Source organism: Algibacter ulvanivorans, from assembly GCF_048381495.1.
Taxonomy (GTDB): domain Bacteria; phylum Bacteroidota; class Bacteroidia; order Flavobacteriales; family Flavobacteriaceae; genus Algibacter_B; species Algibacter_B ulvanivorans.
Genome location: NZ_JBLWGD010000005.1, coordinates 135,692 through 156,862, shown reverse-complemented (window position 1 = coordinate 156,862; position 21,171 = coordinate 135,692). Strand labels below are relative to the sequence as shown.

Annotated in this window: 22 protein-coding genes; 16 read left to right on the top strand and 6 right to left on the bottom strand. The window is 31.8% G+C overall.

Features of this window, described 5'->3' with window-relative positions; translation table 11 throughout:
• Positions 1 to 56 precede the first annotated feature (56 nt).
• Complete coding sequence (gene coaD, locus ACNG5D_RS12835; RefSeq protein WP_418183925.1) at positions 57 to 518, top strand: pantetheine-phosphate adenylyltransferase; 462 nt, start codon at positions 57 to 59, stop codon at positions 516 to 518.
• A 19-nt stretch (positions 519 to 537) separates the two neighbouring features.
• Here the strand turns inward: coaD and ACNG5D_RS12830 are convergent, their stop codons facing one another.
• A complete protein-coding gene (locus tag ACNG5D_RS12830) occupies positions 538 to 2,151 on the bottom strand; it encodes a SulP family inorganic anion transporter (RefSeq protein ID WP_418183924.1) in 1,614 nt (537 codons plus the stop codon).
• A gap of 235 nt (positions 2,152 to 2,386) precedes the next feature.
• Between ACNG5D_RS12830 and ACNG5D_RS12825 the strand changes: the two genes are divergently transcribed.
• Positions 2,387 to 4,120, top strand: a complete 1,734-nt coding sequence (locus tag ACNG5D_RS12825; protein WP_418183923.1) for a M14 family metallopeptidase — start codon at positions 2,387 to 2,389, stop codon at positions 4,118 to 4,120.
• Between the two features lies 1 nt (position 4,121).
• Here ACNG5D_RS12825 and ACNG5D_RS12820 read toward each other — a convergent pair whose 3' ends face one another.
• Complete coding sequence (locus ACNG5D_RS12820) at positions 4,122 to 4,703, bottom strand: NUDIX hydrolase (RefSeq protein WP_418183922.1); 582 nt, start codon at positions 4,701 to 4,703, stop codon at positions 4,122 to 4,124.
• Between the two features lie 135 nt (positions 4,704 to 4,838).
• Here ACNG5D_RS12820 and pyrE point away from each other — a divergent pair, with 135 nt between their 5' ends.
• Both pyrE and ACNG5D_RS12810 read left to right on the top strand, forming a co-directional pair.
• On the top strand, positions 4,839 to 5,483 hold the full coding sequence (pyrE, locus tag ACNG5D_RS12815) for an orotate phosphoribosyltransferase (RefSeq protein WP_418183921.1): 645 nt from the start codon (positions 4,839 to 4,841) through the stop codon (positions 5,481 to 5,483).
• 65 nt (positions 5,484 to 5,548) lie between these two features.
• Positions 5,549 to 5,944 (top strand): SRPBCC family protein, encoded by a 396-nt coding sequence (locus tag ACNG5D_RS12810; protein WP_418183920.1) that lies wholly within the window; start codon positions 5,549 to 5,551, stop codon positions 5,942 to 5,944.
• Here the strand turns inward: ACNG5D_RS12810 and ACNG5D_RS12805 are convergent.
• Complete coding sequence (locus ACNG5D_RS12805; RefSeq protein ID WP_418183919.1) at positions 5,941 to 6,669, bottom strand: biotin--[acetyl-CoA-carboxylase] ligase; 729 nt, start codon at positions 6,667 to 6,669, stop codon at positions 5,941 to 5,943. The two genes, ACNG5D_RS12810 and ACNG5D_RS12805, sit on opposite strands and share 4 nt — an antisense overlap.
• Positions 6,670 to 6,762: 93 nt before the next feature.
• Between ACNG5D_RS12805 and rsfS the strand changes: the two genes are divergently transcribed.
• The 6 genes from rsfS to ACNG5D_RS12775 all read left to right on the top strand — a co-directional run bounded on the left by rsfS (position 6,763) and on the right by ACNG5D_RS12775 (position 11,562).
• On the top strand, positions 6,763 to 7,134 hold the full coding sequence (gene rsfS / locus ACNG5D_RS12800; RefSeq protein WP_418183918.1) for a ribosome silencing factor: 372 nt from the start codon (positions 6,763 to 6,765) through the stop codon (positions 7,132 to 7,134).
• 9 nt (positions 7,135 to 7,143) lie between these two features.
• The gene (ftsH, locus tag ACNG5D_RS12795) at positions 7,144 to 9,105 is read left to right on the top strand and encodes an ATP-dependent zinc metalloprotease FtsH (RefSeq protein ID WP_418183917.1); all 1,962 of its coding nucleotides are present in this window, start codon (positions 7,144 to 7,146) and stop codon (positions 9,103 to 9,105) included.
• 119 nt (positions 9,106 to 9,224) lie between these two features.
• Entirely contained in the window at positions 9,225 to 9,833 is a 609-nt protein-coding gene (locus ACNG5D_RS12790) for an LUD domain-containing protein (protein ID WP_418183916.1), read from the top strand.
• A gap of 1 nt (position 9,834) precedes the next feature.
• Positions 9,835 to 10,656 (top strand): phosphatidate cytidylyltransferase, encoded by an 822-nt coding sequence (locus ACNG5D_RS12785; protein ID WP_418183915.1) that lies wholly within the window; start codon positions 9,835 to 9,837, stop codon positions 10,654 to 10,656.
• A complete protein-coding gene (locus tag ACNG5D_RS12780; RefSeq protein ID WP_418183914.1) occupies positions 10,646 to 11,296 on the top strand; it encodes a phosphatidylserine decarboxylase family protein in 651 nt (216 codons plus the stop codon). The genes ACNG5D_RS12785 and ACNG5D_RS12780 overlap by 11 nt, the downstream gene beginning before the upstream one ends.
• Entirely contained in the window at positions 11,296 to 11,562 is a 267-nt protein-coding gene (locus ACNG5D_RS12775; RefSeq protein ID WP_418183913.1) for an acyl-CoA-binding protein, read from the top strand. Before ACNG5D_RS12780 ends, ACNG5D_RS12775 begins: the two co-directional genes overlap by 1 nt.
• 22 nt (positions 11,563 to 11,584) lie before the next feature.
• On the opposite strand, the gene ACNG5D_RS12770 is transcribed toward ACNG5D_RS12775, so the two are convergent.
• Positions 11,585 to 14,218, bottom strand: coding sequence for a valine--tRNA ligase (locus tag ACNG5D_RS12770; RefSeq protein ID WP_418183912.1), 2,634 nt, complete (start codon positions 14,216 to 14,218; stop codon positions 11,585 to 11,587).
• 294 nt (positions 14,219 to 14,512) lie between these two features.
• On the opposite strand from ACNG5D_RS12770, the gene ACNG5D_RS12765 reads away from it, so the two are divergent.
• Complete coding sequence (locus ACNG5D_RS12765) at positions 14,513 to 14,929, top strand: DUF1573 domain-containing protein (protein WP_418183911.1); 417 nt, start codon at positions 14,513 to 14,515, stop codon at positions 14,927 to 14,929.
• Positions 14,930 to 14,989: 60 nt separating this feature from the next.
• On the opposite strand, the gene ACNG5D_RS12760 is transcribed toward ACNG5D_RS12765, so the two are convergent.
• Positions 14,990 to 16,315, bottom strand: coding sequence for a PDZ domain-containing protein (locus ACNG5D_RS12760; protein ID WP_418183910.1), 1,326 nt, complete (start codon positions 16,313 to 16,315; stop codon positions 14,990 to 14,992).
• Between the two features lie 123 nt (positions 16,316 to 16,438).
• Here ACNG5D_RS12760 and ACNG5D_RS12755 point away from each other — a divergent pair, with 123 nt between their 5' ends.
• From ACNG5D_RS12755 to ACNG5D_RS12740, 4 genes are all read left to right on the top strand, one after another.
• The gene (locus ACNG5D_RS12755) at positions 16,439 to 17,629 is read left to right on the top strand and encodes a pyridoxal phosphate-dependent aminotransferase (protein WP_418183909.1); all 1,191 of its coding nucleotides are present in this window, start codon (positions 16,439 to 16,441) and stop codon (positions 17,627 to 17,629) included.
• Positions 17,629 to 18,642, top strand: coding sequence for a UDP-N-acetylmuramate dehydrogenase (gene murB / locus ACNG5D_RS12750; RefSeq protein WP_418183908.1), 1,014 nt, complete (start codon positions 17,629 to 17,631; stop codon positions 18,640 to 18,642). The genes ACNG5D_RS12755 and murB overlap by 1 nt, the downstream gene beginning before the upstream one ends.
• An 82-nt stretch (positions 18,643 to 18,724) precedes the next feature.
• Positions 18,725 to 19,258: an RNA polymerase sigma factor gene (locus ACNG5D_RS12745; RefSeq protein ID WP_418183907.1), complete on the top strand. Its 534-nt coding sequence runs from the start codon at positions 18,725 to 18,727 to the stop codon at positions 19,256 to 19,258.
• 8 nt (positions 19,259 to 19,266) lie between these two features.
• Positions 19,267 to 20,058, top strand: a complete 792-nt coding sequence (locus ACNG5D_RS12740; protein WP_418183906.1) for an anti-sigma factor domain-containing protein — start codon at positions 19,267 to 19,269, stop codon at positions 20,056 to 20,058.
• Positions 20,059 to 20,124: 66 nt separating this feature from the next.
• Here the strand turns inward: ACNG5D_RS12740 and aqpZ are convergent, their stop codons facing one another.
• Positions 20,125 to 20,811, bottom strand: a complete 687-nt coding sequence (gene aqpZ, locus ACNG5D_RS12735) for an aquaporin Z (RefSeq protein ID WP_418183905.1) — start codon at positions 20,809 to 20,811, stop codon at positions 20,125 to 20,127.
• Between the two features lie 155 nt (positions 20,812 to 20,966).
• On the opposite strand from aqpZ, the gene ACNG5D_RS12730 reads away from it, so the two are divergent.
• Complete coding sequence (locus tag ACNG5D_RS12730) at positions 20,967 to 21,170, top strand: membrane or secreted protein (RefSeq protein WP_418183904.1); 204 nt, start codon at positions 20,967 to 20,969, stop codon at positions 21,168 to 21,170.
• The last annotated feature ends 1 nt before the right edge of the window (position 21,171 follow it).

The window sequence follows — 21,171 nt, the reverse complement described above, 5'->3', positions numbered from 1 at the left end:
CTAACAATATAGAGAAAAAGAAAAATTTCCGCCTTTTGCGGTAAAAGCATTAAAAAATGAAACGAGCTTTATTTCCTGGATCTTTCGATCCCTTAACATTAGGACATTTAGATATTATACAACGTGGCGTTACTCTATTTGACGAAATTATAGTAGCCATTGGCGTTAATGCCGATAAAAAATATATGTTCTCGCTAGAAGAACGACTTAAATTTATTGAAGATGCTTTTGCTAACGAACCAAAAGTAAAGGTAGTTACTTACAAAGGCCTAACTGTCGATTTTTGCAAAAAAATTGGTGTTGAGTTTATTTTACGCGGACTAAGAAACCCTGCCGATTTTGAGTTTGAAAAAGCCATTGCTCATACCAATAGAGACCTTGCTCCTATTGAAACCATATTTTTACTAACCGCAGCTAGCACATCTTACATAGCCTCATCCATAGTACGAGACGTAATAAGAAACAATGGCGATTACACAAAGTTGGTACCAAATAGTGTTAGGGTTAAACAGTCTTAATTCATAACAACAAACTCGATTAAAACTTATACTCCGAAAGCCCTTTGGTAAAAGCCTCTGGGTTTTCGGCTAAATGGTAACGAGGGTCGTCTATATCTTCAATTATAACCTCTCTAAATTTTGGGCTAGATTTATATAATAACACTTTACAATCTTCACTTAAATGCTTTAATTTTATTTGTTTACCGGCATCTTCGTATTTGTTTACTAAATTAAAAATAGCCTCTATTGCCGAGTGATCACTTACACGAGACTCTACAAAATCTATTTCTACTTTATCAGGATCGTTTTTAACATCAAATTTTTCGTTAAACGCTATAATAGACCCAAAAAATAGTGGGCCCCAAATTTCGTAAACACGAGTACCATCTTCCTTTAAACGCTTACGCGCACGAATACGTTTTGCATTTTCCCAAGAAAACACCAATGCGCTTATTATAACACCTGCTATTACCGCTATTGCTAAATCGAAAATAACAGTTAAAGACGATACAGCAATTAAAACAATAACATCGGTAACAGGAATTTTATTTAATATCCTAAAGCTACTCCATGCAAAGGTTCCTATTACAACCATAAACATAACACCAACTAAAGCTGCTATTGGTACTTGCTCTATTAGTCCAGAAGCAAACAGAATAAAAACTAATAATAAAACAGCAGCTACAATACCAGAAAGTCTGCCTCGACCTCCGCCTTTAATATTAATTATAGATTGCCCAATCATGGCACAACCGCCCATACCGCCAAAAAGTCCTGTTACAATATTTGCACCACCTTGCGCCATACACTCTCTATTGGTATTTCCTCTAGTTTCGGTTAATTCGTCAATTAAGTTTAAAGTCATTAACGATTCTATTAAGCCAATAGCTGCAAGAATTAAAGCATAAGGCCCAATAAACCATAAGGTTTCTAAAGTAAATGGTACTTTTGTAAAGATATCTGTTTGAAATTTAGGTAATTCACCTTCTAACCCTGTTCCTCCACCATCACGAATAAAGCTACCTACAGTTGCAACATCTAAATTTCCAAAAATTACAATAGCAGAAACTACTAAAATAGCAATTAAAGCCTCTGGTAACTTTTTTGTTAACTTAGGCAAACCAAACATAATAGCCATGGTTAATGCTACCAAACCTAACATGATCCATAATTGGTTTCCAGAAAACCAATTTCCGTCAGCACCTTTAAACATACCTAATTGCGATAAAAATATAACTATGGCTAATCCGTTTACAAACCCCATCATTACTGGATGCGGAATTAATCTTACAAATTTACCAAGCTTTAAAACTCCTGCAAGCATTTGTATAATTCCCATTAATACAACGGTTGCAAACAAATAATACAAACCTAGCTGCTCACTAGCTTCTCCCATCGCATTTCCTTCGGCAACCAAGCTAACCATAACCACAGCTAAAGCGCCTGTAGCTCCACTAATCATACCAGGTCTACCACCAAAAATTGAGGTAATTAAACCAATCATAAATGCAGCATACAAACCAACTAAAGGATCGACACCTGCAACAAATGCAAAAGCTACAGCCTCTGGCACTAGTGCTAATGCAACAGTAATTCCACTTAAAATATCGTTTTTAGCGTTTGCAGCTCGCTTTCTAATAAACTCTGTCATGATTATTTTTTTTGAACTTGCAAATTTACGTTTAATATATTGGCGAACAAACGAGAAGGTTTACAAATTACTTAAAAAACACTATATCGTTATAGTAATCTCATTGTCAAAGTTCAATAATCATTAAAACTTTATTTTATAAAAATTCACATCCAAAAAACATTTTTCACTAATAAGCACTTTAAGGTTAATTAATAAAGAAATTGTAGTTTTATAGCGCATCTAAACAAAACCAATGAAAAAAATAATAATTCTATTTTTACTAATTGTTTCCTGTAATAAACCTCAACAAACAATTATAAATTTTGAAACACATTTTGAAAAATCTAATGGATTAGAAACAGCTACCTACCAACAAACCATTAAGTTTTATAATGATTTAGCCCAAACATACCCCGAAATATCTATTGATAGCTTAGGGACAACAGATTCTGGTAAACCTTTACATTTAGTAACTTTAAACACAGAAAAGATATTTAATTTTAATAAAATTAACAGAAACAATAAGCGCGTATTATTTATAAACAATGGTATTCACCCTGGAGAATCTGATGGTATCGATGCTACTATGATGCTGTTTAGAGATATTGCTCAAGGCAAAATTAAAACACCACAAAATACCATTATAACAACAATTCCTATTTATAACATTGGGGGAAGTTTAAACAGAAACTCAAGCACCAGAACAAACCAAAACGGACCAAAAACATATGGCTTTCGAGGTAATGCTAGAAACTACGATCTGAACAGAGATTTTATTAAGTGCGACACTAAAAACGCTAAAACATTTGCGCAAATATTCCATCTTGTACAACCAGATATTTTTATTGATAACCATGTAAGTAATGGTGCAGACTACCAATACACACTAACTCATTTATTTACGCAACACAATAAGCTTGGCGGAAAATTAGGCAATTATTTGCACAACCAATTAATGCCTAAGTTAGAAAACAAACTAGCTAAAAAAAATTGGTCTATTACGCCTTATGTTAATGTGTTTAATAGCGTTCCAGAAAATGGGTTCTCTCAATTTATGGATACCCCAAGATACTCTACAGGCTACACAACCTTATTTAATTGTTTAGGAATGATGGTAGAAACCCACATGCTTAAACCTTATAAAAAGCGCGTTATAGGCACTTACGAACTTTTAAAAAGCATGATTGAAATTACTGAAGATGATGGTAAGCAAATTTCTGAAATTAGAAAAAAAAACTTATTGGATTTATACTCAAATAAATCTTACAACCTAAACTGGGGCATAGATACCACAAAAACCACCACCTTAAATTTTAAAGGTTTTAAAGCAGAAAAAATAAAAAGTGAAGTTACTGGCTTTAAAAGATTAAAATACGACACAACAAAACCCTTTACCAAACCTGTTAAATACGAAAATTACTTTAAACCTAAATTAAGCATTAATGTACCACAAGCATATATTATACCTAAAAGTTGGTATCGTGTTATAAACCTTTTAAAGCTTAATCATGTTAAAATGCAACAGTTAAAAAAAGATACCATTTTAAATGTAGAAACTTATAAAATTACCAATTACAAAACTAGAAAAACAGCATACGAAGGCCATTACCCACACAGCAACGTTAAACTACAAAAGCATCAAAAAAATATAAATTTTAACAAAGGGGATTATATAATTTACACCCAACAAAAAGCAATTAGGTATTTACTAGAAACTTTAGAACCACAGGCAACAGACTCCTTTTTTTGCTGGAATTTTTTCGATACTATTTTACAACAAAAAGAAGGTTTTTCTCCGTACGTATGGGAAGATAAAGCTTTAGAATTATTAAATAATAACCCCGAGCTTAACAAAGCCTTTATACAAAGAAAAAAAGACATTCCAGAATTTAATAACAACTGGTACACGCAACTAGATTGGTTATTTAAACAAAGTAAACATTACGAAAATGCACATTTGCAATACCCCATTTATCGGTTAAATTAGTTTACACTAATTGCCTAATATTTGCGTAAGAGTTTTCAAGCGCTTCTTTAGATTGCTCACTATTTAACCAAGCCACCTTTGTTATACCTTCGTTTTCTTGTGCATGCAATATACCTTCATAATCGGTTATCATTTCAAACCAATACGTTATTTTTATTCTATAAGTGCCATTGCGTTTAAATATATGGTAAGTTGTATCCAACTCTTTTGTTATTTTTAAATTTTTAACACCCGTCTCTTCTTCAACTTCACGTATAGACGTTTCTTCTATAGTTTCTTTTTTTTCAGCTTTCCCTTTTGGTAAATCCCATTTATCATTTCTATAAATAAATAAAATTTCACCGTTTTTATTATAAACTTTTCCGCCGCCAGCAATAACATTAGGAAGCTTCTTTAAAAATTTATTTAAAATTTTATCTGGATTCTTATGGATTAGTCGCACTTCCTTTAACGACGTTTTATTAAGTTTTCTAATAACCTTTTCTATATTTACTGTTTTTAGTAAATAATTCTTAAAGCCTGTTTCGTTTTCAACTACAGTAGTTAAAACAATAGGTTTATCTCCAACAAAAACTTTATACATATGTTGTTATAATTAACTTTTTCAATAAAGTAAAAGTATCATTTTTACTTACAAACTACACATTGTTGAAAAAAAATATTTTTTATTAATAACAACTCTTTATATAAAATTAAATTAATGTGTAATTTTGCTAACATGATTTTCGATAAAGATACCGCCAAAAAAACCGCCGAAGTATTATTACAAATTAATGCTATAAAACTAAACCCTAAAGAGCCTTTTACATGGGCTTCTGGATGGAAATCTCCAATTTATTGCGACAATCGTATTGTTTTATCCTTTCCGCCAATACGTAATTACATTCGCGAAACCATGGGCAAACATATTGAAAAAGAATATGGAAAACCCGATGTTATTGCTGGTGTAGCTACAGGTGCTATAGGTATTGGTATGTTAGTTGCAGAATATTTAGGGCTTCCTTTTATATATGTAAGACCAAATGCTAAAGGACACGGACGTAAAAACCAAATTGAAGGCTTTATTGAAAGTGGCCAAAACGTTGTTGTTGTTGAAGATTTAATAAGTACCGGAAAAAGTAGTTTAAATGCTGTAAAAGCTTTAAAAGAAGCCAACATAAACGTAAAAGGCATGGTAGCCATATTTACCTATGGTTTTAATGTTGCAGATGAAAACTTTAAAAAAGAAAATATTAGATTAAACACTTTAAGTAATTATGAAAATTTACTTGAAGAAGCTTTAGAAACCAACTACATTTCGGAAAAAGAATTAAAAACATTATCAGAATGGAATACCAATCCTAGCGAATGGAATGCTAATTGATGTATAACGTTTGTTATTTAGTTTTTATAACTAAAAAAACTTAACACTTAACTACTTATAATATTATGAATTTAGAATCTCCAAAAATTAACGTTAGTAAATCACCAGAAGAGGTATTTAACTTTTTATCTGATATAAAAAACTTTGAATCTTTAATGCCAGAAAACATTAGCAAATTTGAAGTTTTAGGCGAAGACAAGTTTCTATTTGCTTTAAAAGGCATGCCAGAAATTGTACTGAAAAAGAAAGAAGTTATTCCGCCAAATAAAATTGTATTGGGTGCAGCCGGAGGAAAAATAGATTTTTCGTTAATAGCAAATATCTCTGAAATTGATGCTGCTTCAAGCGAAGTAAAATTAGATTTTACAGGTAAATTTAACCCAATGATGGCTATGATGATTAAAAGCCCTATTAGCAAATTTATAGAAACTCTTGCTACAAGTATTCCAAAAGCTATTTAATACAAAAGTGTAATTTCCTTTAAATCGAAACGTTTTAAAATATTATCTTCTAACATAACTTGAAGATGCCCAGAATTAGAAACACTTTTTATAAAACCAGAAAACATATTACCTTCAGCATCTTTAAATGTTGAAGGTTTATTTTTTCTAAAAAGATACTTTTCGTACTCAGCCTTTATGCTATTACGTTCAATGCTTAATAAGTTAAAATAAGTTTTCAAATTACTTATAATAGCCATTGTTAATTCATCTAAATCAAATTCTCGTCCTGAAATTATTTTTAATGATGATGCTCTTGGTAAATTTTTAAATAAAGTTTGGTTTACATTTAACCCAATACCAATTATTGACGCTTTAAAATGGGCTTGTTTTATGACATTTTCTATTAAAACCCCACATATTTTTTTGTCTGCTGACAAAATGTCGTTTGGCCATTTTATACTCAATCGAGGAATCCCAAAAGATTCTATAGCCTTAATCAGAGATAAAGCTGTAACCATACTAATATAAAAAGGCGCCTCGATATAAACCTCAGACAAGTCCTTAAACACACTAAAAGTAAGGTTTTTAGAAGCTTCAGAATCCCAAACCGTACCCATTTGCCCTCTACCCTGTGTTTGTTTTTTTGTTGTAACAACTGTAAAATCATCAACAAATGTTGCATTACATAGCTTTCTTAAGTAGCTATTTGTCGAGTCGGTGGCATTAAGTTTGATTATATGCATATACAAGCTATTAAAATACTCTAAAATCTTATGATTATTTTAAACTATAAAGAACTAAAAAAATAATAACTTTGCACAAATTAAATATATTTAATGACGAAAGAAAAAATAAGCGCAGACCAACTCATATCAGTTATAATAAGTGGTATTGAAGATGTTAAAGGAAAAGAAATAAATATTCTAGATTTAAGGGAAATTGAAAACACGGTTTGCGATTACTTTATTATTTGCGAAGGTACTTCAAATACACAAGTAAATGCTATCGTTAACTCTATCCAAAAAAAAGTAAGCAAAACCCTTAAAGACAATCCTTGGCACACAGAAGGTGCAGATAACGCCGAATGGGTATTAATAGATTATGTAAATGTTGTTGTTCACGTATTTCAAAAACATATTAGAGAGTTTTATGATATTGAAAGCCTTTGGGGAGATGCAAAAACAACAGTTATAGAAACGAGTTACTAAAAAAACAAAATGGCAAACAACAAAAAAAACATAAAAGACAAAAAACCAAAATTTAGCCCATATTGGGTTTACGGTATTTTAATAGCTCTTTTTCTAGGGTATCAATTATTTAATGGCGGTAGCTACCAAGATGCTAACAAAACAACACCTTCAGACTTTTTTAAATATTTAGAAGCTGGAGATGTAGATCGTGTAGATATTGTAAAAAATACCCGAGTAGCAAAAGTATATTTAACCCGAGAAGCAGAAGAAAAAGAAATACATAAAAACTCGAAACCTCAAACTTTTATACCTTCGGCTACAAAACTACCAAATTACAGATTTGAATTTGGCGATTTACAAAATTTTGAAAATCAATTAAAAGAAAACACAGCCAATTTAGCAGTAAAACCTATTGTAACCTTCGATACAGAAACTAACGATTGGGGTAATTTACTAATGGGCATTCTACCTTTTATTTTATTAATTGGGGTTTGGATATTTATTATGCGACGTATGTCTGGTGGTGCCGGAGGTGGTGCTGGAGGGCAAATTTTTAACATAGGAAAATCTAAAGCCAAGCTTTTCGACCAAAATACAGAAGTAAAAACTAGTTTTAAAGATGTTGCAGGTTTAGAAGGTGCTAAAGAAGAAGTACAAGAAATAGTAGACTTTTTAAAATTCCCTGAAAAATACACTACCTTAGGTGGTAAAATTCCAAAAGGCGCCTTACTTGTAGGGCCTCCAGGAACAGGAAAAACCTTATTAGCTAAAGCTGTTGCTGGCGAAGCCAAAGTACCTTTCTTCTCATTATCTGGTTCAGATTTTGTTGAAATGTTTGTAGGTGTTGGAGCATCACGCGTTAGAGATTTATTTAAACAAGCCAAAGAAAAATCGCCATCAATTATTTTTATTGATGAAATTGATGCCATTGGTCGTGCCAGAGGTAAAAATGCTATGTCGGGCAGTAATGACGAACGCGAAAACACCTTAAACCAATTATTAACCGAAATGGATGGTTTTGGTACAAATACAAACGTTATTGTTATTGCAGCTACAAACAGAGCCGATATTTTAGACAAAGCTTTAATGCGTGCTGGTCGTTTTGACAGACAAATTTTTGTAGACTTACCAGATGTTCGCGAACGCGAAGAAATTTTTGAAGTACATTTAAGACCCCTAAAAAAAGCAAAAGATTTAGACTTAGATTTCTTATCTAAACAAACCCCGGGTTTTTCTGGAGCCGATATTGCAAATGTTTGTAACGAAGCCGCACTAATTGCTGCCAGAAACGGCAAAAAAGCGGTCGACAAACAAGACTTTTTAGATGCTGTAGACAGAATTATTGGCGGACTAGAAAAGAAAAACAAAATTATAACTCCTAGCGAAAAACGTGCTGTTGCCTTTCATGAAGCTGGGCACGCAGTTACAAGCTGGATGCTAGAACATGCTGCACCTTTAGTTAAAGTTACTATAGTGCCTCGTGGTCGTTCTCTTGGTGCTGCATGGTATTTACCAGAAGAACGCCTAATTGTACGCCCAGAACAAATGCTAGACGAAATGTGTGCTGCCCTTGGTGGTCGTGCTGCCGAAAAAGTAATTTTTAATAAAATATCTACTGGAGCATTAAGCGATTTAGAAAAAGTTACTAAACAAGCCAGAGCCATGGTAACTATTTATGGCCTAAGCGACAAGGTTGGAAACTTAACATACTATGATTCTGGACAAAGCGAATATGGATTTACAAAACCATACAGCGAACAAACTGCCGAATTAATAGACAAAGAAATCTCTGATATTATTGAAAAACAATACCAACGTGCAATAAAGTTACTTGAAGCCAATAAAGATAAACTAACAGAACTTGCCGAAGTATTACTAGAAAAAGAAGTTATTTTTAAAGATAATCTTGAAAAAATATTTGGGAAACGCCCATTTGAAAAAGAACAAACTTTAAACTCTAAAAATGAAAAAACAGAGGAAGAAGAATAAACCAAACACCTTAAATTGTTAAGCATTTGGTAAAAATCTTAAATTAATCGTAAGGTTAATTTAAGATTTTTTATATTTGGTGTACCTCTTTAAAATTTCAGTTAATAGCAATATATTAAATGAGTCTTTTTAGAAAAATTTTTGGTTCGAAATCTGATCGTTCAGGTGAAGAATTAAAATCTGATGACCGCGGCAAATATATGCCCGAGATAAAGCTACCAATAGATGAAAGGTTTACTATAAACTTTAAAGCTAATGGCGGCAAGTTCTTGTATTGCGAAAATTTAAATGAAATTTTTAGCAACCTAGGACATATCATTGAAGAGAATGATTGGGAAGAAGAACAAGTATTATTACTAGATTCCGAATTAAAAAGTAAATTTAAAAACTCTAATTTACTGCCAACAAAAAAGATAAGTGAAGCTACATTTTTTATTACCACTTGCGAAAATTTAATAGCTAACGATGGCTCTTTACTAATTTCATCAAAACAAATTTTTGAAAAAAAGCTTCCCGAACTGCCTATTAACTTTATTGTTTTTGCTACAACAAGCCAAATAGTTGAAAATATTGGTGAAGGCTTACGAGGTATTAAATCCAAAAACAAGCAAAAAATTCCAACAAATATTACAACCATAAAACATTTTAAATCTGCCGATGAGAAAGATTTTTTAAGCTATGGTAGTAGTGCAAAAAACCTATACCTCCTACTCTTAGAAGATTTATAGAATGAAAGAAACGCTAACAAGGTCACTTTCTGGTTTAATCTATGTTTTATTATTACTTATTTGTCTTTGTTACGAGCAAGCATTAATTATACTATTTTTTGTATTTGGTTTAGTTTGTATTGGCGAGTTTAATAAACTAATTCAATTAAAAAACCGCATACCTTACATTATATTTATTGTTCTTTATATTGCATTTGTATATTGGAAAAATATTTTAAATACTACAAAAGGCCTAAACGAAGCTACCCAAATTCTTTTAGTACTATCTATTTTTGTTAATCTATTTTTAATAAAAGACTTATTTTCAAGACGAAGTATTCCTTTGTTTTCTACAAAACGTTTTTTACTTACTACATTTTATCTTTCAAGTGCTTTTACTTTTTTAGTATTAATAACTAGTTATTACCAAGATTACAACCCTAATATTTTGCTAGGAGCTTTTATTTTAGTTTGGGTAAACGATTCGTTTGCATATCTTGTTGGCAAAAATTTTGGCAAACAAAAACTATTTGAAATTATTTCGCCAAAAAAAACAGTTGAAGGTTTTCTTGGAGGCCTATTCTTTTCGTGCGTAGCAAGTTATTTTATTGCTACCTTTACAGAAACTTTAGATTTTACAAGCTGGTTAATTTTAAGCATTATAATTAGTGTGTTTGGCACCTTAGGCGACTTAATAGAATCTAAATTTAAAAGACAAGCAAATGTTAAGGATAGTGGTATTATAATGCCTGGTCATGGCGGATTGCTAGACCGACTAGATAGTATTATTTTTGCCGCACCATTTATATATTTATTTTTAAGAATTTTAAATTATGTTTCATAAAGAGGGTCATAAAATTATAATCATCACTTTAATTATTGTTATTGGAGGCTTTTTGTTAGTTGACAATTTTATTGATTTAACATGGCTAAAAACTATCCTAATGATAGTTTTATTAGTTTTTCTAATTTTAATACTCCAGTTTTTTAGAAACCCTAAACGCCACACTAAACTTAACAATGGGCAAGTTATATCGCCTGTTGATGGTAAAGTTGTGGTTATAGAAGAAGTTTTTGAAAAGGAATACTTTAAAGAAAAACGTTTGCAAGTAAGTGTTTTTATGTCGCCAATAAACGTTCACGTAACCCGCTACCCTATTGGTGGTAATGTTGTTTTTAGTAAGTACCACCCAGGAAAATACTTAGTTGCATGGCACCCAAAAGCAAGCGAAGAAAATGAACGTACAACAGTTGTTGTTGAAAACGAAACGTATGGAAAAGTGCTACATAGGCAAATTGCTGGTGCATTAGCAAAACGTATAGTTAACTACGCTAAAGTAAACGATAAAGCAATACAGGGTGGTGAATCTGGTTTTATTAAATTTGGTTCTAGGGTCGATTTATTTTTACCATTAGACACTAAAATAAAAGTAAAATTAAATCAAAAAGTTCGTGGTGGCGAAAGTATTATAGCTGAGAATTAATGAGTAAAACACCTTTAGACATAGAATTTGAAGACGCTGTTAACAGGGTAAACGCACATAAAGAGCCTTTCCCTGCAGATACACTTTTAAAGCTATATGCCTATTACAAAAAAGCAACGAACGACTATGGAAGGCCTAAAAGCAAAAAACCTATAATTAATGCATTTAAAACTAATGCTTTATTTCAGGCTAAAGGACTTAGCGAAGACGATGCTAAACAAGCCTATATAGATTTAGTAACCAATTACTTTCTATACAGGCAATAAATTTAAAAAACGCTATTCAAGTCTAGCCTAAACTAGCCAAGCTTGCTTTTAAGGTTTCTATTTTAGCTAAAGCGTCTGCTTCTTTTTTCTTTTCGCTAGCAACAACTTGTTCTGGTGCTCCTGCCACAAAACGCTCGTTAGACAGTTTCTTTTGTACAGATTTTAAAAACCCTTCAGTATAGTTTAACTCTTCGGTTAACTTCTTTATTTCGGCCTCAACATCAATGGCTCCAACCATTGGAATAAAATACTCGTTAGCTTTTACTCTAAAGGTTAAAGCGCCATCAATAGCTTGAGAAATGGCCTCGATACCTTCAAGGTTTCCTAATTTAGTTATTACACCATCAAAAGTTGTTTTAGCTTTTTCGTTATTAATTACCGAAAAACCAATAGCATCTTTAAAAGCTATATTTTTTTGTTTACGAATATTTCTAATACCCGATATAACTTCTGATGCAAAATCAAACTCACTAATTAATGCTTCATTAACAGTTTTTGTTTTTGGCCATTTAGCTACTATTAATGCTTCGTCAGGAGTTCTTTCAGATATAAATTGCCAAATCTCTTCAGTTAAAAATGGCATAAAAGGATGCAATATTTTTAAATTATTTTCGAAAGCTTCTATAACTAATTTATGTGTTTTAGCATCAATTGGTTTTTGGTAAGCTGGCTTGATAATTTCTAATAACCACGAAGAGAAATCGTCCATTATTAATTTATAAATGGCCATTAAAGCATCGCTTAGTCTATATTTACTGAAATGATCTTCAATTTCTACTAAAGCTTTTTGAAATTTAGCCTCATACCACTCTAAACCTACTTTTGCGGTTTCTGGCTGAGGGATTGTTGCTTCTATTTCCCAGCCTTGAATTAATCTAAAAGCGTTCCAGATTTTATTCCCAAAACCTTTTCCTTGTTGGCAAAGGGCTTCATCAAACATTAAATCGTTTCCTGCTGCAGAGCTTAATAGTAAACCAACACGCACACCATCGGCTCCGTATTCTTCAATAAGTTTTAAGGCATCAGGCGAGTTACCTAACGATTTACTCATCTTTCGGCGTTGCTTATCTCGTACAAGCCCTGTTAAATAAACGTTTTGGAAAGGTTTTTCATTTTTATATTCGTAACCAGCAATAATCATACGTGCTACCCAAAAGAAAAGAATATCTGGGCCTGTTACTAAATCGTTTGTTGGGTAATAGTATTTAACCTCTTCATTTTCTGGGTTTCTAATACCATCAAACACACTCATTGGCCATAGCCATGATGAGAACCAAGTATCTAGCGCATCTTTATCTTGTGTTAAGTCTGAAGCTTGAAGTTCTGTATTCGAGGTTACTTTTCTAGCTTTTTCAACAGCTAGGTCGATAGTTTCTGCAACTACAAAATCTTCTTTTCCGTCGCCATAATAATACGCTGGTATTTGCTGCCCCCACATTAACTGGCGCGAAATATTCCAATCGCGAATGTTTTCCATCCAATGGCGGTAAGTGTTCTCGAATTTTTTAGGAAACAACTTAATATCATTATCCTTTAAAACCGATTTAATGGCAGGTTTTACTAAATCTTCCATTTTAAGAAACCATTGATCGCTTAAACGAGGTTCTATTACAGCCTTTGTTCTTTCAGAAGTTCCTACTTTATTTATATGTGTTTCCGTTTTTACTAAAACACCTTGTTCTTGCAACTCTTTTGCTATTTCTTTTCTAACTACAAAACGGTCTTTACCTTCGTAATGCATACCGAAGCTATTTAAACTAGCGTCTTCATTAAAAATATCGATAACTTCTAGCTTGTGTTTATCGCCTAGGTTTTTATCATTTTCATCGTGTGCAGGCGTAACTTTTAAACATCCTGTACCAAACTCTACATCTACATAATCATCTTGAATAATAGGAATAACTCGATTACAAATTGGCACAATAGCTTTCTTACCGCGTAAGTGCGTAAAACGCTCATCATTAGGATTTATACATATTGCGGTATCTCCAAAAATAGTTTCAGGACGTGTGGTTGCTATGGTTAGCGTTTCATTGCTTTCTTCAATTTTATATTCTAAATAATATAAATTACCTTGACGTTCTTCATGAATTACTTCTTCGTCAGAAAGTGTTGTTTTGGCTTCAGGATCCCAGTTTACCATACGGTAACCTCTATAAATTAATCCTTTTTCATATAAATCTACAAATACTTTTATTACGGCTTCACTCATGTCATCATCCATGGTGAATTTTGTTCTTTCCCAATCACAAGAGCATCCTAATTTTTTTAGTTGCTCTAAAATAACGCCTCCATATTCATCTGTCCACTCCCAAGCATGTTTTAAAAACTCATCGCGTGATAGTTCATTTTTATCAATACCCTGCTCTTTTAACTTAGCAACCACTTTAGCCTCTGTAGCTATAGATGCATGATCGGTTCCAGGAACCCAACATGCATTTTTACCAAGCAAACGTGCACGACGTATTAAAACATCTTGAATGGTATTGTTAAGCATGTGCCCCATGTGCAGTACTCCTGTAACATTTGGTGGCGGAATTACAATGGTGTATGGTTCTCTTTCGTCTGGTGTTGAATGAAAATAATTATGTTTCATCCAGTAGTTATACCACTTGTTTTCTACCTGACTTGCATCATATTTTGATGGAATTTGCATGCTTTGGAATAGTTTTTGAATAATAATTTGCAAAAGTACTTATATTTCTTTTTCTATGAAAGCTATATGTTGTTATTGATGTGCCATTAAATAACATATTTATTATAAAAACATAGATATGTAATACGTACTTTTAACCGCGTTGAATATGTTAATATGCTTGCATTACGTCTATTAATTTTGCAGATTATAGTAAAAGTGAGTATGTTTGACTAGGTTTTAGAACTAAAAAAACAATTTGCCTTGTAAAATATAGGCTTAAAAAACGAATATTAAAGAATTAAAAATAAAGTCATGAAACAATTAATTACTATTTTATTTATTGGATTAATAAGTTTAAGTGTTAACGCTCAAGCTAAAATTGAGTTTAAAGCAGAAACCATTGATTACGGTACTATTGAAAAAGGAGCAGATGGTGTTCGAGTATTTGAATTTACAAATACTGGTAACGAGCCCTTAATTATTTCTAACGTAAAATCTTCTTGTGGTTGTACTGTACCATCTAAACCAGAAGGTCCTATTATGCCTGGGAAAACTGGTGAAATTAAAGTTAAATACGACACTAACAGAGTAAATCCTATTAGAAAAACTATTACAGTAATGTCTAACGCAGAAACACCTACTGTTGCTTTAAAAATAAAAGGTTTAGTTATAGACCCAGCAAAGGTTAGCGTACTTGATAAAAAAGAAAAAAGTGTTATGGAACAATAAAATTGTTTTATAAACCCATACCCTAAAAAAGGCTTGAACAATTGTTCAAGCCTTTTGTGTTTAAAACGGCGATTTTAATTTAAAGCTTAAATTAAAAATTTGTCCATTTCTATCTATTCGTAGTTTTATTCTTTTTCCTTCGTCATCATAAAACATTTGCATTACTTGATGCAACGTAAACTCATGGCTTTGCTTACCATTTATACTCAATACAACATCGCCCATTTTAAAACCAGCTTCGTGGGCTGGCGAGCCTTCTCTTAACTCGACTATGGCATAAGCTGGCTTTAATGATATATTAAAATTATTTATTTTCAATATACCACTATCGTTTCCTTGTGTGGTTGCATTTACTTTTATAGCATCGTTTTTAACTTCTTTTAAAACCCTAAAACCATCATGAGCTAATTCTATTCCGCTTTTATTATAACTAAACTTATTTCTAAACTTACTGTTTTTATTAACTATCATTAATGCTTTTTTATAATCGAAAATAATATTGAATCGTTTAAGAATATTACCAGAAACACTTCCATTTCTATCCTTAATTTTTGTTGCAAATAATACGTTTTCGGTATTTGGATAAGCTACATTGGCGTTTTTTAACACAAAACTATTTAACTGAAATTTTTTAATTTTAGATCGTTTGCCGTAAACGCTTCCATTTAATCCATGCCCAAGAAAATCATTAAAATATTTATCACTAGATTTTATTCCTAAAGAATCGTCTTCGAATAACCAAAGGGCATCACTTCCTCCTGTATCAATTAAAAGCTTAACCGGTAACGCTTTGCTATCTATTTCTACTTTAGCATTTACATAAGGTTTACCGTTATAAAACTCTAAATTAAATTGCTCGCATTTTTTACAAGGTTTATATTTAAATTTATTGGGTTCTGTTAACCTTATAAACCCTCTAGAATAATTAATTTCGACTATAAAATCTTTAAAAATATCTAACCCTATAATGCCATGCACAGGAATTCCTAACCTTGGAGCAAAGTTTAATTCATTATTAAAAATGGCATACAAATCTTGATTTACTTTAACAGCATCACCAATTTTAAAAATATTTTTTGTAGACTTTAAAGCTTCAACAGATTCTCCACCTCCTAAACCTCTTAAAAAAATGGTCTCGGTATCTTTAATTAATAACGTATCTGAAACATTAAGAAAATTAAATATTATAGGTTTACTAACTCCTGTATCTAACAAAAACGAAAGCGTAACGCCATTAATTTCTACAGGAAATACAATTAAATTATTAATTAATTTAAATTTTATTTTATCGGATTGCTTTTTATTTTGAATTATAAATTTACCTTGAGAAAAGCCAGAAAAGACTAAGCAACTATAAAATAATATAAAAACAAACCATTTTTTCATTTGTTAAAAGCTATTAATTGTACTATCAATTTACAAATCTTTAGTTTAGTATCTTTATTTACTGCTGTTTTTTAAAAAAACTTTAAGATAATTTCCTCAACTTTGCACTTAAACAGTTTTTTTATGCCAACAATATCTAAAAAAGGCCATGAGATGCCAGCTTCTCCAATTCGAAAACTTGTTCCTTATGCCGAACAAGCTATAGCAAACGGAAAAAGCATTTATTATTTAAATATTGGACAACCAGATATAAAAACGCCAAAAATTGCCTTACAAGCCGTTAAGAAAAATGATATCGAAATTTTATCTTATTCAAGATCTGAAGGGTCTGATTCTTATCGCAAAAAGTTAGCCCAATATTACAACAACCATAATATACAAGTGTCTCATAAAGATATTATTGTAACTACAGGAGCTAGTGAAGCGCTTCTTTTTTTGTTTAGCAGTATTATGGATCCTGACGATGAAGTTATTATTTCAGAGCCATTTTACGCCAATTACATTGCTTTCTCTACAGCTTCTGGTGTTAAAGTTGTACCTGCCGTTTGTAATATTGATGATAATTTTGCCCTGCCTGATGTAGAAGATTTTGAAAAATTAATTACGCCTAAAACAAAGGCTATTTTAATATGTAACCCAGGAAATCCTACAGGTTACTTATACTCTAAAGAAGAAATTAAAAAGCTTGCTGCGCTCGCTATAAAACACGATTTATTTTTAATTGCCGACGAGGTTTATAGAGAGTTTGTTTACGATGGGCATAAACACCACTCTATAATGCAAGAAAACAACATTGATCAACACGCTGTTATTATAGATTCTGTATCAAAACGCTATAGTATGTGCGGCGCTAGAGTTGGTTGCTTGGTTTCTAAAAACAAACTTGTAATGGAAACGGTTCTTAAATTTGCTCAAGCCAGATTAAGCCCGCCTACTTACGCTCAAATAGCCAGCGAAGCTGCTTTAGACACACCGCAAAGCTATTTTAATAATGTTATTGAAGAATATGTAGAACGTCGAGACACTCTAATAAACGAATTGCAAAAAATTAAAGGCATTAAGGTTGCAAAACCTAAAGGTGCTTTTTATTGTATTGTAGAGCTACCTATTAAAAATTCTGATAATTTTGCCCAATGGTTGTTAGAGCATTTTCATGTAAATAACGAAACTATTATGGTTGCACCTGCTGGCGGATTTTACTCTACTCCTGGCTTAGGTATAAACCAAATTAGAATTGCTTACGTACTTAACAAAGAAAGCCTTATTAAAGCTGTACACATTTTAAATGAAGCCCTAAAAGTTTATAAAGACTAGTGCAAATACAAAACAACATATCTTTAAAGCCTTACAATACATTTGGCATTAATGTTATTGCAAAACATTTTGTTTCTGTTAATAATATAGAAAACTTAAAACATATTCTGTCTTTAAATGAATACCCAAACAAATTAATTTTAGGAGGCGGTAGTAACATGCTACTTACTAAAAACTTTAACGGGCTAGTTATTCATATAAACCTTAAAGGCATAAGTGTTGTTAATGAAGATGATAATACCGTTATAGTTAAAGCCAATGCTGGAGAAAACTGGCACAATTTTGTACTTTGGTGTATTAAAAATAATTTTGGAGGTCTAGAAAACCTATCGTTAATACCCGGAAATGTTGGCACCGCTCCCATTCAAAATATTGGCGCTTACGGTGTTGAACTAAAAGATGCTTTCGAGTCTTGCGAAGCTATATCTATAAAAACAAAAACCTTGCAAACATTTTCTAAATCGGATTGTGATTTTGGATATAGAAACTCTATTTTTAAAAATAAAGAAAAAGGTAATTTTATAATAACAAGTGTAAATTTTAAACTTACCAAAAAGCAACATAACCTTAGTATTAATTATGGTGCCATTACTTCTCAATTAAAATTAATGAATGTAAACACCCCCACTATTCAAGATGTTTCAAAAGCAGTAATATCTATTAGAGAAAGTAAGTTACCTAACCCAAAAGAGATAGGAAATAGCGGAAGCTTTTTTAAAAACCCTATTATTTCAAAAAAACATTTTAACTTACTTCTTGAAAACTTTAAAGAAATACCAAGCTACCCCATTTCAGAGCACGAAGTAAAAATTCCTGCCGGATGGCTTATTGAAAAGGCAGGTTTTAAAGGCAAAAAATTTGGTAATTACGGCGTACATAAAAACCAAGCTTTAGTACTTGTAAATTACGGAAATGCAGAAGGATTAGACATATTAAACCTTTCTAAACTAATTCAAAAAACAATTAAACGTTTATTTGGAATTTCTATCGAAGCCGAAGTAAATATTTTATAAATACATAGTCTATTAAACTTTATCTAAAAGAAATTTCTAACTTTGATAAAATAAATTTGCCATTAATTAAAAACTAACCATCTTGATTTCACCTATAGAAAAGCAAATTATTTCATTATTACAAAATAGCGACAAAAAAGCTATTAGTTTACTATATGAAAACTATGCTGATTCCTTATTTGGTGTTATAAAAAAAGTTATTGCAGACGATGATACTGCGCAAGACGTACTTCAAGAAACATTTGTAAAAATTTGGCGTTATGCAAAAAAATACGACTCTAGCAAAGCCAAATTATTTACTTGGCTATACAGAATTGCATACAACACAGCTATTGATAAAGTACGTTCGCAAAAAAATAAAATAAAAAACGAAGTCCAAATGGAGGCTTCTCCCGTATATAAAGTAACATCCAACGAACTAAATCAGGATGTTTTAGATATAAAAAAACATTTAAGTAGCTTAGATGAAAAATATCAAATAGTGATTAATGCGCTTTTTTTTGAGGGCATGACGCAGCAAGAAGCTAGCGACGAGTTAGATATTCCGTTAGGAACTATAAAATCAAGATTAAAAATTGGGCTTCGTGAATTAAAAAAAATTTACGACCCTAAATAACCACAGTCATGAATGAGAAAATAAATACTTTTTTAAATTCTGGCCTTTTAGACAAATATCTATTAGGTGAAACCACTTCTGCCGAAACAGAAATGGTGGAGTCTTATATAGCAAGATTTCCAGAAATCGAAAACAACTACAACATGATGCAGCGCAACCTAGAAATAGTTGCTAAAGCTAATGCTGTAGAAGCACCAAAAAACATCTTAAATACTATTTTAGATGAATTAGACGATACACCCGTAGTAACGTTAAATAGTAGCCCTAAAAAATATAAGAAGTGGTATAAATTAAGTATTGCCGCAAGTGTAGCAGCATTAATTTTTGCTGGTACTTCAACATATTTTTACGATCAAAACAAAAAACTACAAAACGACACTATTGTTGTTGATGCCGAAATTGATGATTTACGAAGCGATATAGCTAAAAATAACGCCATGCTTGATAAAGTTATGAGACAACTTTTAAAGCTTAACAATCCTGAAACAGAAAAATATATTATAAAAGGAAATGAGCGCGCTAAAGATTTAAAAACGGTAGCCTATATTAACCCCAAAGAAAAAACATCTATGATCGATGTGGTTTCGCTACCAGAATTACCAGAAGAGCAATGCTACCAAATATGGGCCGAGTTACAAGGTAAAATGGTTAATTTAGGTATCTTAGATAAAGCAGACAGAAAACTTAGAAACATCCCTTACATGGAAGATGCTTTAGCTTTAAGCATAACTATAGAACCTAAAGGAGGTAATGCAATAGCATCTACCGAAAATTCTGTAGCTCAAATTAGTTTACACTAAAAATTAACAATATAAAAAAGCCTCTATTTCATGGTAAATAGAGGCTTTTTTTTTGAGCATATTTTTTTATCCCTTATCAAAAAATGCTTTATGCATAAGCCCTGCAACAACAGCACCTGCTATAGGCGCTACCCAAAACAACCAAAGCTGAGATATAAATTCTCCTCCAGCAAATAAAGCTTGGCTAGTAGAACGAGCTGGATTAACAGATGTATTTGTTATAGGAATACTAATTAAATGTATTAATGTTAACCCTAAACCAATAGCTATAGGCGCAAAACCCTTAGGCACTCTACTATCTGTACTTCCCAAAATTATTAATAAGAAAAACATAGTTAGTAAAAACTCGGCAAGTAAGGCAGCTATTATAGTGTATCCATCTGGCGACAAATTACCATAACCATTGGCTGCAAAACCTCCAATAGTAACAAAATTAACATTATTAGTTACTATTAAATATAAAGCTCCTGCGGCTATAATTGCTCCCAATAACTGAGCCGCAATATAACCTAATAAACTTTTAGCTTCAAACTTACCTGCAGCCCACAAGCCAAAAGAAACTGCTGGATTAAAATGGCCTCCAGAAATATGACCAACCGCATAAGCCATAGTTAATACAGTTAATCCAAATGCTAAAGACACACCAACAAACCCAATACCCAAATCTGGAAACCCTGCTGCAAAAATGGCACTACCACAACCGCCAAAAACCAACCAAAATGTTCCAAAAAACTCTGCTAATAATTTTTTCATGATATCATAAATTTAAATTAGTTATTAATTAAAAACATATAAACAATTAGTAATAAGACACTAAACTAATAATTAGTCACATAAGTTTACTTTGTATTTCTTTTAAAAATTAAAACCTAAAATCCTATCTTTGCATAAATAATTTAAGAATCTCGATGAAACTTCTTTTAATAACCATAGTACTTTTAGGATTAGGAATAGCTGGAATTGCCATTAAAATTTGGGCAAAAAAAGACGGTAAATTTGCTGGAACTTGTGCTAGCCAAAACCCAATGCTAAATAAAGAAGGGGAATCTTGTGGTTTTTGCGGAAAAACACCAGACCAATTTGCCAATTGTAACGAACCTCAACACTCGTAGT

What these genes read in the sequence shown, in the direction of transcription:
- ACNG5D_RS12765 (WP_418183911.1), top strand. Translation starts at nt 14,513, where the DNA reads ATGAAACAATTAATTACTATTTTATTTATTGGATTAATAAGTTTAAGT.
- ACNG5D_RS12805 (WP_418183919.1), bottom strand. Translation starts at nt 6,669, where the DNA reads ATGCATATAATCAAACTTAATGCCACCGACTCGACAAATAGCTACTTA.
- ftsH (WP_418183917.1), top strand. Translation starts at nt 7,144, where the DNA reads ATGGCAAACAACAAAAAAAACATAAAAGACAAAAAACCAAAATTTAGC.
- ACNG5D_RS12770 (WP_418183912.1), bottom strand. Translation starts at nt 14,218, where the DNA reads ATGCAAATTCCATCAAAATATGATGCAAGTCAGGTAGAAAACAAGTGG.
- ACNG5D_RS12740 (WP_418183906.1), top strand. Translation starts at nt 19,267, where the DNA reads ATGAATGAGAAAATAAATACTTTTTTAAATTCTGGCCTTTTAGACAAA.
- ACNG5D_RS12810 (WP_418183920.1), top strand. Translation starts at nt 5,549, where the DNA reads ATGAATTTAGAATCTCCAAAAATTAACGTTAGTAAATCACCAGAAGAG.
- ACNG5D_RS12780 (WP_418183914.1), top strand. Translation starts at nt 10,646, where the DNA reads ATGTTTCATAAAGAGGGTCATAAAATTATAATCATCACTTTAATTATT.
- rsfS (WP_418183918.1), top strand. Translation starts at nt 6,763, where the DNA reads ATGACGAAAGAAAAAATAAGCGCAGACCAACTCATATCAGTTATAATA.
- aqpZ (WP_418183905.1), bottom strand. Translation starts at nt 20,811, where the DNA reads ATGAAAAAATTATTAGCAGAGTTTTTTGGAACATTTTGGTTGGTTTTT.
- ACNG5D_RS12825 (WP_418183923.1), top strand. Translation starts at nt 2,387, where the DNA reads ATGAAAAAAATAATAATTCTATTTTTACTAATTGTTTCCTGTAATAAA.
- ACNG5D_RS12760 (WP_418183910.1), bottom strand. Translation starts at nt 16,315, where the DNA reads ATGAAAAAATGGTTTGTTTTTATATTATTTTATAGTTGCTTAGTCTTT.
- ACNG5D_RS12830 (WP_418183924.1), bottom strand. Translation starts at nt 2,151, where the DNA reads ATGACAGAGTTTATTAGAAAGCGAGCTGCAAACGCTAAAAACGATATT.
- ACNG5D_RS12820 (WP_418183922.1), bottom strand. Translation starts at nt 4,703, where the DNA reads ATGTATAAAGTTTTTGTTGGAGATAAACCTATTGTTTTAACTACTGTA.
- ACNG5D_RS12790 (WP_418183916.1), top strand. Translation starts at nt 9,225, where the DNA reads ATGAGTCTTTTTAGAAAAATTTTTGGTTCGAAATCTGATCGTTCAGGT.
- ACNG5D_RS12730 (WP_418183904.1), top strand. Translation starts at nt 20,967, where the DNA reads ATGAAACTTCTTTTAATAACCATAGTACTTTTAGGATTAGGAATAGCT.
- pyrE (WP_418183921.1), top strand. Translation starts at nt 4,839, where the DNA reads ATGATTTTCGATAAAGATACCGCCAAAAAAACCGCCGAAGTATTATTA.
- ACNG5D_RS12755 (WP_418183909.1), top strand. Translation starts at nt 16,439, where the DNA reads ATGCCAACAATATCTAAAAAAGGCCATGAGATGCCAGCTTCTCCAATT.
- ACNG5D_RS12775 (WP_418183913.1), top strand. Translation starts at nt 11,296, where the DNA reads ATGAGTAAAACACCTTTAGACATAGAATTTGAAGACGCTGTTAACAGG.
- coaD (WP_418183925.1), top strand. Translation starts at nt 57, where the DNA reads ATGAAACGAGCTTTATTTCCTGGATCTTTCGATCCCTTAACATTAGGA.
- ACNG5D_RS12785 (WP_418183915.1), top strand. Translation starts at nt 9,835, where the DNA reads ATGAAAGAAACGCTAACAAGGTCACTTTCTGGTTTAATCTATGTTTTA.